Here is a 14,079-nt window from a genome sequence, read left to right as displayed (position 1 = left end):
CCTCCCTTCATGCATAGGAAATGATGAGTCAGAAACATGGATAGTCCAGAGATGGATGGGTATTGGTCAATTCTGTTCAGTGTTGAAAATGATGCTGAAGGGCTTTCCCCCAATAGGAATCAGGTGGAGCCTGCCAGGCCTGCTCATGGAGCCATTGCAAACTGGCCCGGTCGCGTACCAGATGACAGAGTTCTTTTTGTGTGAGAGAGTGTGGACCATGTTGAAAGCATCGTTTGCGGAGCGCGAGGATCATTTCCTGTTTTTTGCCGCCGCGATGCGCATGAGCCATGGCTTGATGAACCTGGTTCAGCACCGGATCCAGGATAGCCTGGATGGCGGGAGAAGATCGTTCAGTATAGGTTTCCAGTTGAGGATAGGTCCTGGCATAAACATCATCCAGCAATGGTGAGCCATGACGTTCCTCAGGAACTTGCAAAAATCCCCAGTTCTTCAGTCGTTCACCTGGTCCCACCCGGCTGAGAAAAACGGAGGTGGGCGCGGCAAACACGAGTGGTGCTGCGACCGGGAGGGACCAGAAAAAAAACATCTGATCAAGCCAGAAAGCGAATGCGGCCCAGGCTCCGGCAATCAGCGTCCCCGGGGCTTGATTTAAAATGGCGGCTGACCAGCCGGTTTCATCTGTTCGATTCTGGCCGGCCCAACGTAAGGTTGTATTAAGCAGTGCTTCCACCACAAAACGGCTATGGGCCAACATGCGAATGGGCGCGAGGAGAGTGGACACCACTATTTCCAGTAAGACACTAATCAGGAGTCGAATGATGCCACCGTGTTGTTTGCTCCGTCGACGTCGGATGACATCGATCACCGCCAGAAATTTTGGCAGAAACAGCAGGAACAAGGTGCTGCTGGCGAGAATGATGGCCCATTCCGGATTCCATTCAGGCCAATGGGGGAAGAGGCTATGAGGTTCCGGAAAGTAATTGATGGGATACAGGACCAGACGTGCGGCTTCAATCGTTGTTAACACCAAAAAGATCAACCACAATGGGGATGCCAGGTAGGACATAATCCCGTTCAAAAAGGCCATGCGATGTGCAGGCCGCAGCCCAGGTTCAAACAGCATGAGCCAGATGTGCTGTAAATTTCCTTTGGCCCATCGTTTATCGCGTTGCAGGTCATCCACAAGGGTGGGAGGGGATTCTTCATAACTGTGAGAGAGTTCCGGTTCCAGCCAGACTTCATACCCGCCCCGTCCCATAAATGAGGCTTCCACAAAATCGTGACTGAGAATAGGGCCATGAAAAAGTCCTGGTCCGGGAAGCCGTTTCAGGCCGGCATGCTCCATAAACGCCTGGGTACGAAGAATGGCGTTATGGCCCCAGTAAACAGCTTCCCCAAGCTGTAGGGAGGCAAGGCCTGTCGTAAACAGTGGGCCGTAGATATGATTGGCAAATTGCTGGACCCTTGCAAACATTGAACGGGCATTGATCAAGGTGGGGCTGGTTTGCAGGATGCCTGTTTGAGGTTCAGCCTGCATGAGTTGCACCATGGTGACCAGGGTGGATCCACCCATGAGACTATCTGCATCAAGCACGATCATGTACTCATAGCCGGAACCCCATCGGCGGAGAAAGTCGGCAATGTTTCCACTTTTATAATGTTGGTTCAGAGACCGGCGTCGATAAAACAGATGTCCGCCCGCTCCCAATTCTTGGCATAACCGATGCCAGGCGGCTTGTTCAGCCAACCACACATCCGGATTACGGCTGTCGGAAAGAATGAAAAAATCAAAATGTTCCATCTGCCCTGTCTGTTCTAATGAGCGATACATTGCGCGGATTCCGCCGAACGTCCGCTGAATGGGTTCGTGGTAGATCGGCATGACCACGGCTGTCCGTGCTAGGGGTTGTGTGCTTAATTCTGCAGCGGAATGGCGTCCCAGTGGGGAAAATCGATCCCCGCCGAAACACCGGAGAACAAATCCGAACATGCCAATCCAAAAACCAACGGAAATCCAGACGAATAACACAAAAAACAGGGCAATAATCGCCATCTCCAGGAAATTCCCCCCATGATAGGGAAGGATGGCCGTCATATATGAAGCGGCCACGAAAGATTGAATGAGGACTAATACGGTGAGCAGGGCGCGCCGGAGTCCTGCGGCAATTCTCCAGCTTATTCGTCTGGGGGTGGCCAGCGAATGCTGGGCCTCGGCGATTGTGGCTTCACGACCTTTCATGGGTTAAAACTCATGCTGCCGCGTGTGATCGGTGGAGCGGTAGTTGGGAGAGGAGGATTCTGCAGTGCAAAGTGGTCATGGATTCTTGTCATCACAAATTGCAGTGGATCTTCCTGCTGTGAAGCCAGTCCGGCCTCAACCAGAGTGAGAGCCCGCAGCGTGACCTCGCGGGTTAATTCCACTCCCATAGCCGACAGGTAATCGCAGACTCGTGAAAGAGTATGTTCGGCAATCGATCGGGCCATTATTCTTTTTCTGGTGCCAGAATGTTATTATTCATTGGCAGACGGTACGTCCAGGTTTCCGTTAAGGTTGCCGATTCAGTTTTGAGAAATGCCCGCAAATGAAGCGGCTTTTTGTCTTGAGGTTTGGCCAGGATGGACAATCGCCATCCTTGTATCTGTTCATGATATTCCACAAAATGCTCCAGGATGTCGCTATTGTCCAACACCGTAACCTGGCCGCTAATGGGAGCATCGGGCGGCATTTTGCTCAGTGGGCCACCTGCAAAATCGATAATGATACGATACGCCTGCGGGACATTACCTCCCCCGATACGATTGCCGTCCCCGATAAAGGTATTGACCACGGTTCCCAACGGATTTTGTGAGAGAGTGGCCTTGCCAAAACTCACATCATAGGCCATTTCTAAAGGAGTCTCCCGGGTCACGGGCGCTACGGGTGTCCAAAACACGACGATGTTGTCATGTGTTTCATTGGGGGTAGGCAGTTGGACGAGCACCACTTTTCCTTGCCCCCAGTCACCCTGTGGTTCGACCCAGGCGCTTGGACGTTGTTCATAATGCGCCCCTAAATCTTCGTAGCCAGAAAATTTTTCCTCACGTTGCAGTAAACCGAATCCTTGTACATTGTCCGTGCTGAAAAAATCCATTTCAAGGTTGGCAGGATTCATCAAGGGACGCCACAACCACTCACGGGTGAGGCCATCATGAATCTGCAATCCGTCCGAATCATGGACTTCCCGGCGCCATTCTCCAGCTGGTCGCGGGGTATTCTCTCCATAAAAAAACATGCTGGTCAGCGGGGCAACACCCAATAACTGAATAGGTTTTCTGGGGAAGAGTTTGGTGCGTACCTTCATTTTCGTCTGGCTACCGGGGACAATGGTAAATTGATACGCTCCAGTGAGACTGATGCTGTCCAGTAAACCATAAACCACCATTTCTTTGGCATCTGGAGACGGGCGTACCAACCAGAATTCCGTGAATGAAGGAAATACCTCCCCGCTGGGGAGTCCCGTATCAATGGCCAGGCCTCGTCCTGCTAACCCGAACACGTTTTCCTTTCCGACCCCCCGAAAATAACTCGCCCCTGCGAAAACCAAAAACTGATTTTGTTCATTTTTGTTTTTCAAGGGAAAGGTCAGCTTGAATCCGGCAAATCCTACATCGGCCGGCACCCGTTTTTCGATCTCGGGGTCGGCAAACACAAAGTCGCTTTTCTTAAAAACCAGCGGGCGTGGACCTTCGGCGTCAATGACGTTGATGGTCACCGGGTGGGTGTAATGCAACCCCGGAGTAAGAAACATGACTTGAAAATTTGATTGGCTCTCTTTCCACAGACTGTGGTCAGGATTAAACCTGATTCCTTTATACGCCTCATAGGAGATTTCCCGCATAATTTTTGGAACAAGTTGAGGGGCCTCATAGGGTTTATCCGCTAAGTTTTTCGCTTTCTGAACCACCTGATCGAATGTGAAGCCCGCTGCGACATGCAGGGGGAACATCAAGAACATCGCGACCATTCCAGCTGACAAGATTCTCATCACTGACGCTCCCGTTTAGTAAGATAATGAAACTGAAATTACCCATATAAAATCCCACTGAAGAAAAAACCCAAGAAGGAATGCTCAATGGGGAAGGTTATTCTGCGTTGGCTAAGAGGGAGATGGTTTCCCTGTTTGTTCTGGGTTCCATCGTGAATTGTACTATATAGGGGTATGCAAAACTGTGGGAAGAGGAGGAATTTATCGTAGAACAACCAAGAAGCGAGAGACCTTGATCGCTTTGTATCATTGAACTTTGTAGACAGGGAAGCCATTGGAGATGGTAGCACGTAAAAATATGGTCATGGAAAGTTTGAGCAATACCTTGAGGCAATTCACCGCTCAGGTGACTAAGTGAGAACATGTTCTTGCTCAAGGACATTTTGGGCACGATTATAGCACATTTTGATTTGGTATCTATCCTGCTCTGCATTGTTTTTCAACAGTTTTTGGCCATTAATCCACAAAATTCTGGAAAGTTTTCGATTGACATCCCCATTGAAAGAAGAAGCCGTTTACCATTCCATCGTATTCTTCCCGTTAAATTAAACCCAGCTGAACCAGTTCGTTCTCGCCGGTAAAACGTGTCCCCGTAACGCTTTGACCGGGTTGCCGCCCGGATCAGAGAATGGCTCTACCCAAGTTATAGCGATTATGGCGAAACCCAATGGGTAGGGAATTGCGCTTTTGCCTCAAGGCATCGTGCCTTTAAGAAATTCTTCGAAGTTGGTTATCCTAGAATACTCCGAAGGCGTTCTAGGGTGTGCAGGGCCCCTCACTTTTTTGAGCGTGAGGAAAACAATGCAAGGGTTGAACGGATGTCGACACTTGATGTGTCGGTAGTCCATGAGATACGGATCGAAAGGTTTGAGGGATGGGAAGGATGGGTGAGGGTTTTCCAGGCAATGGAATGAGTGGAGGAAAGGGTGTGCATGGCCTGTTCCGTGTGTTCGTCAAGGCAGGCAAACGTTATGATGCCGGGAGCATGCGCCCCGTCCCATTCGATAATCCGAATGCCAGGATAGTATCCGAGACAGACTTTCCATTCTTCTCGCACCTGTTCAAGGATGTGTTTGTGTGGATCTTGTTGGGCCTTGAGATGGCAGGCTTTGGCAAATCCGGCGATTAAGCTAATATTCTGGGTACCCAATTCGTATCCGGACCAATAGGGTTGCGTTTCTTGGTGACCGTCTTTCCCGACGATCAGCGCGCCGGTTCCCATTGGGCCTGTGCACCATTTATGGCCAGGGAAAAAATACGCATAGGGAGAAATCTCCTGAAAAGAAACTGGAATATGTCCGACGGCTTGCGCCCCATCGACGATGAGCAGCGTGTGGTGTGACTGCGCCAGGTCCTGGATTGCGGTAATGGGAAAGATACGCCCATCAAAATGAGAGACGTGACTGATGACAATGGCCTGAATGGGTTGTTCATTTAGAGTGCGTTCAAGCGCGGGAAGAAAGCCGGAGGGGACATCCGGGTTAAGTGTAATGACGCGGACTCCACGGTCACTGAGTTTGTTGATTTCATTGAGAATCGTTGAATTTTCATGAGTGGTGGTTAGAAGAACATTTCCAGGTTTCCAATTGATTTGAGAAAGGACCAGGCTACATGCAGTTGTGGTATTGGGCATGAAGGCGAGCCGCTGTTCATCATTCAACCTCAACCAATCCGCAATGGTCCGTCGGCATTTCTGAAGTGTGTCCCGGTAATACTGAATGCCGGCTTCCGCGTATAACAAGTGACTGAATGTGTTGAGTGTCCGTGAAATTTCTTGCTGCACGTCATGGTTGAACGGAGCGAGTCCAGCCGGATTGAGATAAATCATGGGAGTAGGTTGGCGGAGTACCCTAGGTTTGTGAGATTAGTTCGGGTCTGAATCCTGATAAAAAGAGGGTGCCTCTCTCGGACCATCCGGCTTAGGGTTTTTTGGCGAGCGCGAGGCCAATCAGGCTTTCAGGGTCCGAGTACCATTTGACCAAGGCAAAACCCGAAGCCGCGAGAAGTGTTTCGGCCAAGCGGCGGTCATATTTCGTGCTGATTTCGGTGCGGATTTCCTCCCCTTGTTTGAGATGGACTTGTAATCCTAAATCCTGAATGTCCAGAATTTGATCTTCTCGTGACCGGAGCCACATTTCAATTCGATGTTCATCATTGTTGTATCTGGCGATATGGTCGAACGAATCCGGATCAGCCTGAGATCCAAACTGATGACCAAGAACACGAATAATATTTTTGTTAAATTTTGCTGTAATGCCCTGTTTGTCATTATATGCGGCTTCCAGGCGACTTCGTTCCGTGATGAGCTGGACTCCCAATAAGAAATAATCCCCGGATGCCATTTCTGAGTTCACAGAGGAGAGGAACTCTTGAGCGGCAAAAGCAGGAAGGTTGCCAATGGTTCCTCCAAGGATGACTACCAGGCGTTTGCCGCCTTCCGGAATATGCTCCAAATGGCAAAGAAAATCCCCTACCACACCATGTATCTGGAGACCGGGGTACTCGCGGACCAGTTCTTCTGAGACCCGTCGGACAATGGCTTCATCGACATCAAAGGGGACGAAATAGCGCAGCTGGTCAACCTTGGCCATGGCATCGAGGAGAACCCGTGTTTTTGTGGCTGCGCCGGATCCTAATTCCACGAGTTCTTCAGCTCCGCTGAGAGCCACAATTTCGTCGGCGCACTTGGTGAGCAGCTGATGCTCGGTGCGTGTTTGATAATATTCCGGCAACTCGCATATTTGTTCGAACAGGGTGGATCCCTGTTCGTCATAAAAGAGTTTCGAAGGGAGGGTTTTGGGGCTTGCTTGCAGACCGCGGGTGATTTGGGTTTTGACTAAGTCCGGATCTTCTCTGGTTAATGGAAGATCAATGGTTATTGATGGATCTGTTTGCGATGACATGAGCCCTCCTCGGGGGTCTATCGTGAAAAGTATTCAAACCTCTCCCATCAAACGTCAGGACAGATGATGTCATTGTTGGAATTAGACGGAAAGAAAATGTTCAGAAAATGAACATCCTTCGGTCCCGATAAGTTCCCTGATCTGCCTTCAATACGCAAAATTGCAAATGGGGCTGTGGATGATGACGAATGCATTAAAATAGCATCAATACTTCCACTATAGCGGCAGAGAGGGTTGCGGGCAAGACAAAGACATTGACGAAATCAGATGAGAAAGGGATCTTTTGTCTGCCAAAATGTCATTGGGGCTGGCGTGCCTTTGGCATATACCAAATGGCAATCCGATGAGATTATCGAACCGGATCCAGGCCGCGTGGCCGAGCCCATTGTTCTACTCGACCCAAGAGCCCATCAACCGATAGAGCCAATACCGTTGCGGGTAAGGCGCCGGATAAGATCAGATTAACATCCGCAAGCTGGAGGCCGGCCACGATGGGGACACCCAAACCTCCCGCTCCGATAAAGGCGGCCAGTGTGGCAGTCCCGACGGTCCAGATGGCAGAGGTGCGAATGCCCGCCATGATGGTCGGCGCGGCGAGGGGAAGGCGAATAGTGCGGAGAATTTGCCATTCCGTCATACCCAGGGCTCGCCCGGTTTCCACTACATTTGGCGCTGCGTCCCGTAACCCCGAATAGGTATTTCGAAGAATGGGGAATAACGAATACATCCATAAGGCCATGATGGCGGGAAGCGCTCCTACGCCAAATATCGGAATCATAAAGGCCAGAAGTGCGATGGATGGAATCGTTTGCAACATGCCGATTATTCGGATGATTGCTTCCGCTCCTCTTCGCCACCGTTCGAGAGCCAGCCCCAATGGAATGGCGACCAGTATTCCCAGGAACAACCCTAGCCCGGAAAGCCCAAGATGTTCTCCTGTGCGCAGGGCCAAATTGGAACGTGTGCTCCACATGTAGGACAAAATGGAATCGGAATGTTCCCCACTGGCGGCTGGTTGGACGTGATTGTCGGCCACAAGCTCGAGTGCCCGTAAGGCGCTATGTGCTACTTGGGGAACCGGTTCTCCCTGTTCCTGAATCCGGAGATTTAATTCACGCATGCGTATTGGGTCTATGGCATTGGTGAGCAAACTGATTACCCGTCCCAATTCCGGATAGCGTTTGAGAATTTCCCCTCGAACGAGTGCTGCGGCCTCATACGGTGGGAAGAACCGGCGATCATCTTTCAGGACGACAAAGTCATACACGGCTAAGCGTCCGTCTGTGGTGTAGACATCTAAGAGGTCAACCTCTCCCTTATCTGTGGCTTGATATTTCAAGGTTTGTTGCATGCCGATCACTTCCTGAAACTGTAACCCGTAGGTTTTTTTCAACCCCGCCAATCCATCTTCTCGCTGGATAAATTCATACCCAAATCCGGCTTTCATGTGAGGGGCGACACGCACAAGATCAGAAATCGTTCGGAGTCCTAAGGTTTGCGCTCGATCACGGGGAAGGGCTAGCGCATAAGAATTCTCAAATCCGAGTGGTGCCAGCCACCAAATATCCCATCGGTGAAGAAACTCCGTGCGAACGCGGTTCAAGACAGATACTCGATCCTGCATCGGCGGTTCACCCAGAATGGTGACGAGCCCTGTTCCTGTGTATTCGGGATAAAGATCAATCCCTCCCGTTTTTAAAGCCTCAAAACAAACTTGAGTGCCGGCGAGTCCGAGGCGACGCGTGACGGTTAATTCCGTACGGGCTTCAATGAGTTGAGCGAACATTTCTGCCAGCAGCCGGCTTTCCATAAAATTCTTGGATCCCACCACAATGGTCTCAGAGGCCCAAACCGGCTGAGAAAGAAAAAAATAGAGCACTCCAAGAAGTCCGACCACGATTCCTCTAGAGATCTTTTCTGTGCGTTGTCTGATCCGATCGGTGTTCATCTCCTTCCTGTTAACCTCGATAAGCGTGATAATGTTGAACGAGCAAATGAACATAGGGCGTAGCCGGTGAATGAAGAATTTGGTGTGGAGTCCCGACTTGCTGAATGCATCCTTCTTTGAGGATGGTAATCCGGTCGCCTAGCCTAAAGGCTTCTGACATGTCATGGGTCACCAGGACCATGGTTTTCTGCAATCGGGTTTGAAGGGAGAGAAATTGGTCCTGCAGGTCATGACGCGTGAGCGGATCTAACGCGCCAAATGGTTCGTCGAGCAGGACGATGGGCGGATCGGCTGCCAGAGCACGTGCCACGGCCACGCGCTGCCGCTGTCCCCCCGATAGTTCAATGGGGTAGCGTTCGGCAATTTGCGAGGGATTCAGGTTCATGAGAGGTAAGAGCATGTCGACTCGTTCGAGTTGCTGTTCCAATGTCCATCCCAATAAATGAGGGACGAGGCAGACATTTTGCTTGATGGTCCAGTGAGGGAAAAGTCCGCCATCTTGTGGGACATACCCCAGTCGTCGACGCAATTGAATTGGATCCTGTGCAGAGGCGGGCTCGCCTTGAATGACGACGGTACCGGTCGTTGGTTCTATCAGCCGATTCAGAAGACGCAAAAAGGTGGTTTTTCCGGATCCGCTTTCCCCAATCAGCGCCATAGTTTCCCCCTCTTTCACACCCCATTCAATGTTCTGAAGGGCATAGGTGCCATCCGGGAATTGCTTGCTGACATGTTGGATTTCCAGTGCCCAGGGGTTCATGTGGATGTCCTTAGGGACGGGGATAAGAGGATCCCAATGGTGTGGTGAAGCGGCATCGTCGTGATGAACGGCTGGAGAATGACCCATAGCCAGGATAACAGGGTTCAACCGGAGAGACTACCCTCGGTTTTAAGGCCAGATGCCATGCTGGCCTAGGAATGCCCTCTATAAAATTGGAGAGAACGTGAAGAAAGGGGAGCGGGTGGGTTATGTCGCTCATGCTTGCCTGTGCGACAACGCTCGGGTTTTTTATCATGGTGACGTGATCTTCTGACTTGGGAATGAAGTGCTGAAATGTATGGGGAAATTCCATGATCTTGAAAGGTTTAAGATGGGCATAGTGGTTGCACTACTTTGGAGAAAAATAGAAGAAGTATGGCTTCAAAAAAAATTGAATGGTCTCTCATAATCATGAGGTTATTTATAATGGTGTGTTTTTTTTCTTAGGAGATTTGAATGCATGCACACGTAAATGGAAACTCTCATCTTGAGGGCTGCCCGACCTCCAGCCAAAGACCCGATGCGTGTTGTCGATGTGGAGGACTCATGAAAAGCGAGTCGGTTTTTGATCTCGTTGAAAATGAAATTGAATTCATGTCTGCTCGCTGTCTGCAGTGTGGCGATATTGTGGATCCGGTTATTCTCATGAATCGATCCGGGAAAGGCGTTTTGAGTAGTCGCACTGGAAGGGCTCGGCATTGAACTTCCCAAACCTTATGCCGGGGTGGTGTCTCAGCCTCGTGGAAGAATGGCTGTTCCGCCAGGGATGGTCATCTTGAGCCCCTCAAGCAAGAGGCTGCTGATAAAGGCCCTTGAAAATGGGGCGATGGATTTTATTATGAAACCCATAGATCACATGGAACTCCGAAATAAATGTGTGCGTTTTTTTTTGGATAGGGAGTGCGATGGGTGAAGGAAGGCAAATTTAGGGGAGGAATGTCCATGATTTCTGTATGGGGTCCCGATTCCCAAAACTATTCTCCGGAAAATCCATTTATTCTTGTGAAATCGGAGGAAAAGTTGGATGGGATAAATTCTGAATCTTTGCATCCTGTTTCTATTCTGGTTGTCGACGACCGTGTGTATTGTCGCTGTCCACCTGCTGTGATGGTTACAGGAAACCTTACAAATTCTGTGCGAACGAGAGCGACCCATGCCGGGGCATTGGCCGTCCTCTCAAAGCTTTTTGTTCAAGGGAAGATTCCGAATATGGTTCGGGAAGTCCTCCATCGTAAACAAGAGGCACATCATTGAGGCGTATCCATTTCATCCTGGAAAATAAAATTTTGCATTCTCTCTCGTGAATCCTGCTCCTAATTTGTCCTCTTCTTGAAAACCTCTCTCTTTCCCTTTTTCTCGTTTGAAATTGGAGTGTGAATGCATCTTTACCAAACGGACATATGGGTGAGGTATGCCCGACGAGGGAAACCCCAAAACCCGAAGGAAGTTGGTCATCCATTTCCCATTTTGTGCATGTTCCATTTGTCTGATGAAATTCAATTTCATGGCAATATTCGTTATGAGGGTAATGGATGTTTTGGTCAACCTCCATCTGTTGCCTTATCGAGCCAAATCAAACATAGGCATAATCCTGAGCAATTGCAAAAGGACACCAACAAAATTGAGAAGCCTGGTCACTCCATTGTCTCGGTTCAGGTAGAATGGGTTTAATACGTCTCACAATTGGTTTCATCAGGTGGAGTATATGGAGAGGATTCATCACAACACGGGTGACGAGGCACTCTGTGAAGTGAGAAGATCACTGTGAATGAGGAGATTGAATGGCCAGGACGTATCACACATTCTTGTGCTGGGATAATGCGAATTGGGCGTGGAGTATCCCGCATGCAATCGATTGGGCTGAAACCTTTGACAGAGACCGATTAGTCCCATTCAGTGGTTCGATGCGGAGGAATGTCCCGAAGACCTTAGAGCGCTAAGCCAGGTCGTTGGGGAGCTTGTCTTATTTTAAAGTGCCATAGGAAGCCATCATGGAAGACAAAGATTCCTTGTCATCTACCGATAGTCACGTATTGAAGGATTCGGATCAAGAATTGAAGCGGACTTTGCACGATCTCCAGGAACGCGTGAAAGAACTGACCGCACTCCATTCCACCACACAATTGTTTCACAACGAAGATTTATCGACTCAGGAATTACTTCAACGCATTGCCGATCTTATTCCGCCCTCCTGGCAATACCCGGAAGTCACAGCCGCCCGGATTCGGTTTGGTCATCTGGAAATTACGACCCCTAATTTTGTGGGATCCCCGTGGACCCAGCGGGAAGAGTTTATTTGCCGAGATGGAACGACGGGTGAAATTGAAGTCGTGTATCTGGAGGAACGCCCGACGGAAGTTGAAGGCCCCTTCCTCCAAGAAGAGCGGAATTTATTGCACTCACTGGGAGAGATGATCCGGTTGCAGTTGGATCGGAAGCGGACGCAAGCTGCCCTTCGTGAGGCGCATGATGTGCTGGAGCAGCGGGTGCTGGACAGAACATCAGACCTGACGACGGCCAATCGTTTACTGTCGCGGGAAGTGACCCAACGGAGAGAAGCCGAAGAGAAATTAGAGGACTTAATTGCGGAGATCCAGCGGAATCATGATGATCTCATTGCTATTTTAAATCAATTGCATATCGGGACTGCCCTGACCGACAGAGATGGAAAGGTGACCTTTCTGAGTCAGGCGGCCCAACAGTTATGCGGGAAATCGAATTTTCCTCATTCAGGTGAGTCCTGGAAAGCGTTGTTTAGCGATCCTTCCTATCATGTTCAAATTGAGGACATGGTGAATCGTTCTCCTGGTGAACGGCAGGAGGTCTTAGTGCGCATGTCTGAGGTTGGCGGAGAGTGCACTCGTTGGATCAATGTGGATGTCAGAGATGATCCACGAGATCCGGAACGGAAAATGTTTTTCTTGTACGATGCCTCGGAGGTGCAGACCCTTCGTCAACTATTAGGAGAGACGGGCAAATATCAGGATCTTATTGGCGCCAGTCATTCCATGCAATTGGTTTTCCAGCAGATTCAGGATTTTTCCCGTGTGGATTCCACCATACTTATTGAGGGAGAGACCGGAACAGGCAAGGAACTAGTCGCTCGTGCCATTCACCAAGCCAGCCACCGTAATGAGTTTCCTTTTATTGCAGTGAATTGTGCGGGGTTGACCGAATCACTCGTCGCCAGCCAATTATTTGGGCATAAGCGTGGGGCCTTCACAGGCGCCGTATCAGATCAGCAGGGATTGATCGAAGCCGCTGAAGGAGGAACTTTGTTTCTGGATGAAATCGGGGATATTCCGCTCACCGTCCAAACCAGTCTGCTTCGAGTTCTGCAAGAATGGGAAATTACCCGTCTTGGGGAATCTCGGCTCCGGAAAGTGAATGTTCGTGTGCTTGCGGCCACCCATCATAATCTTGCCAACGATGTCAGTGCGGGAACCTTCCGGGCTGACCTGTTGTATCGGATTCGGGTTGGGAGAGTGTTATTGCCTGCGCTGCGGGAACGACGGGAAGATATCCCATTGTTAATCAGCCATTTTCTGAACCAATATCGGGCGACAACAGGAAGGCCTGTTGAGGCCGTGAGTAATGAAGCGCTCCGGCTGTTGATGGCCTATGCTTGGCCTGGAAACGTTCGCGAACTCAAGCATGCCATTGAATTCGCCGTCATTCGATGTCCTCAGACGATTATTCAACCTCAAGATTTACCGCCAGAGGTGCTTAATCAGGATGAAAGGCTTCCAGTGGCACCCTCTGAAGACATCACTTCAAGCCATGATGATGATAAGGAGAAGATTCTCGCGGCATTGAAGCAGACGGGAGGGAATCGTTCAGCCGCCGCAAAGCTCCTTGGGATCGCACGCCTCACGTTGTATCGTCGCATGTCACGCCTCGGAATTCCTGCTCGCCGTAAGACGTCTTCCATTTGAAGTTTGTCTTGGGAGACATTTGCATAATGCATCCTCCAACTCCATAGACAATTTGCCACTTTCAAGCCTGGGCGAATCTGGGTGAAGGAGATTTCAGAAAGGTCCGATTTCTACCCCGTCAGCCGGACTGGATAAGTCATGGCTTTCCATGGACAGGGCGGCCGGCCATCCCCTGGATGGCGGAACGCCCGAATTGATAGCCGACCGCGGCCGAGAAGTCCTCTGCCTGCGTGTTTGCGGGATTTTCACACATTTCCTTTTTTCCCCTCTTTTTCTCTAGAACAGTTACGATAGAACAGTTACAAAAATCCCGCCTCTTTTATCGTAGAGTTAGGTGTCGTTCAGTACTCAAATAAACAAGAAACACATCTGAAACCATAACAGGCAGACGTGTTACATAATGTATCAACACATTACACTTCTGTTCATTTAAATGTAACAGTTCGGCAGTTTTACTTTATGGCGCAAATATTAACACGTTGAAATTTAAGGAAAGTATTGCCTAATTACTGTTGGCCTATAAATTGGATAGTTATGAATTGAGATG

At 49.8% G+C, this 14,079-nt stretch carries 9 protein-coding genes; 2 read left to right on the top strand and 7 right to left on the bottom strand.

Annotated features, from left to right (window positions below):
• Positions 1-76: 76 nt before the first annotated feature.
• The 7 genes from mdoH to PP769_RS01520 form a co-directional block, all read right to left on the bottom strand.
• Positions 77-2,200, bottom strand: a complete 2,124-nt coding sequence (gene mdoH / locus PP769_RS01550; RefSeq protein WP_312644356.1) for a glucans biosynthesis glucosyltransferase MdoH — start codon at positions 2,198-2,200, stop codon at positions 77-79.
• A complete protein-coding gene (locus tag PP769_RS01545) occupies positions 2,197-2,445 on the bottom strand; it encodes a hypothetical protein (protein ID WP_312644353.1) in 249 nt (82 codons plus the stop codon). The genes mdoH and PP769_RS01545 overlap by 4 nt, the downstream gene beginning before the upstream one ends.
• Positions 2,445-3,986 (bottom strand): glucan biosynthesis protein G, encoded by a 1,542-nt coding sequence (locus PP769_RS01540; protein ID WP_312644351.1) that lies wholly within the window; start codon positions 3,984-3,986, stop codon positions 2,445-2,447. Before PP769_RS01540 ends, PP769_RS01545 begins: the two co-directional genes overlap by 1 nt.
• A gap of 775 nt (positions 3,987-4,761) precedes the next feature.
• On the bottom strand, positions 4,762-5,814 hold the full coding sequence (locus PP769_RS01535) for an aminotransferase class V-fold PLP-dependent enzyme (RefSeq protein ID WP_312644349.1): 1,053 nt from the start codon (positions 5,812-5,814) through the stop codon (positions 4,762-4,764).
• A gap of 91 nt (positions 5,815-5,905) precedes the next feature.
• The gene (egtD, locus tag PP769_RS01530; RefSeq protein ID WP_312644347.1) at positions 5,906-6,889 is read right to left on the bottom strand and encodes an L-histidine N(alpha)-methyltransferase; all 984 of its coding nucleotides are present in this window, start codon (positions 6,887-6,889) and stop codon (positions 5,906-5,908) included.
• Between the two features lie 349 nt (positions 6,890-7,238).
• Complete coding sequence (locus PP769_RS01525; RefSeq protein WP_312644345.1) at positions 7,239-8,837, bottom strand: glycine betaine ABC transporter substrate-binding protein; 1,599 nt, start codon at positions 8,835-8,837, stop codon at positions 7,239-7,241.
• Between the two features lie 10 nt (positions 8,838-8,847).
• Positions 8,848-9,597, bottom strand: a complete 750-nt coding sequence (locus tag PP769_RS01520; protein WP_312644343.1) for an ATP-binding cassette domain-containing protein — start codon at positions 9,595-9,597, stop codon at positions 8,848-8,850.
• Between the two features lie 942 nt (positions 9,598-10,539).
• Between PP769_RS01520 and PP769_RS01515 the strand changes: the two genes are divergently transcribed.
• Positions 10,540-10,851, top strand: a complete 312-nt coding sequence (locus tag PP769_RS01515) for a hypothetical protein (RefSeq protein WP_312644341.1) — start codon at positions 10,540-10,542, stop codon at positions 10,849-10,851.
• A 737-nt stretch (positions 10,852-11,588) separates the two neighbouring features.
• On the top strand, positions 11,589-13,532 hold the full coding sequence (locus tag PP769_RS01510) for a sigma-54 interaction domain-containing protein (RefSeq protein ID WP_312644337.1): 1,944 nt from the start codon (positions 11,589-11,591) through the stop codon (positions 13,530-13,532).
• Positions 13,533-14,079: the final 547 nt, after the last annotated feature.

Origin of the sequence: Candidatus Nitrospira allomarina, from assembly GCF_032050975.1 — a bacterium.
Taxonomy (GTDB): domain Bacteria; phylum Nitrospirota; class Nitrospiria; order Nitrospirales; family UBA8639; genus Nitrospira_E; species Nitrospira_E allomarina.
The sequence above is the reverse complement of the archived record's forward strand: the minus strand, read 5'-3'. Positions and strand labels throughout refer to the sequence as shown.

Coding starts and splice junctions, on each gene's coding strand:
- egtD (WP_312644347.1), bottom strand. CDS start 6,889: ATGTCATCGCAAACAGATCCATCAATAACCATTGATCTTCCATTAACC.
- PP769_RS01545 (WP_312644353.1), bottom strand. CDS start 2,445: ATGGCCCGATCGATTGCCGAACATACTCTTTCACGAGTCTGCGATTAC.
- PP769_RS01525 (WP_312644345.1), bottom strand. CDS start 8,837: ATGAACACCGATCGGATCAGACAACGCACAGAAAAGATCTCTAGAGGA.
- PP769_RS01540 (WP_312644351.1), bottom strand. CDS start 3,986: ATGAGAATCTTGTCAGCTGGAATGGTCGCGATGTTCTTGATGTTCCCC.
- mdoH (WP_312644356.1), bottom strand. CDS start 2,200: ATGAAAGGTCGTGAAGCCACAATCGCCGAGGCCCAGCATTCGCTGGCC.
- PP769_RS01510 (WP_312644337.1), top strand. CDS start 11,589: ATGGAAGACAAAGATTCCTTGTCATCTACCGATAGTCACGTATTGAAG.
- PP769_RS01515 (WP_312644341.1), top strand. CDS start 10,540: ATGATTTCTGTATGGGGTCCCGATTCCCAAAACTATTCTCCGGAAAAT.
- PP769_RS01535 (WP_312644349.1), bottom strand. CDS start 5,814: ATGATTTATCTCAATCCGGCTGGACTCGCTCCGTTCAACCATGACGTG.
- PP769_RS01520 (WP_312644343.1), bottom strand. CDS start 9,597: ATGAACCCCTGGGCACTGGAAATCCAACATGTCAGCAAGCAATTCCCG.